This is a genomic window from Bacillus sp. SIMBA_074, from assembly GCF_046534555.1.
GTDB classification, from domain to species: domain Bacteria; phylum Bacillota; class Bacilli; order Bacillales; family Bacillaceae_G; genus Bacillus_A; species Bacillus_A mycoides.
The window spans coordinates 1-270 of record NZ_JAWRYM010000549.1; the positions used below are offsets into that span (position 1 = coordinate 1).

Annotated in this window: 1 protein-coding gene; it reads right to left on the minus strand. The window is 50.7% G+C overall.

Going from position 1 to position 270, the window contains the following annotated elements; all coding sequences use genetic code 11:
* The coding region (locus tag SB773_RS31930; protein WP_410594347.1) for a phosphoribosylanthranilate isomerase at positions 1-268 on the minus strand (268 nt) is incomplete at its 3' end.
* Between the last annotated feature and the right edge of the window lie 2 nt (positions 269-270).

The following is a 270-nucleotide window of genomic DNA, read 5'->3' on the forward strand; positions in this document are numbered from 1 at the left end:
CCTCCTGACAAAATGCTGGTGTTTCCTGTCCATGGAGCTGAACTACTGCTAGCGGAACCTGACTGAGTATTTCATCCAGCTCCTCTATGCTCGGATTTACAAACACGCCTACTGCCGGAGGATGATCCGGTACCGATGCGAGCAGGCTTTTCGCAGTCTGGGCATCTACCTTACGTTTGCTTGGTGCGAAGACGAGCCCGACGAAGTCGACGTCAAGCTCTTTTAGCAGTGCCAACGTTTCTGTACGCTTAATGCCGCATATTTTGATTT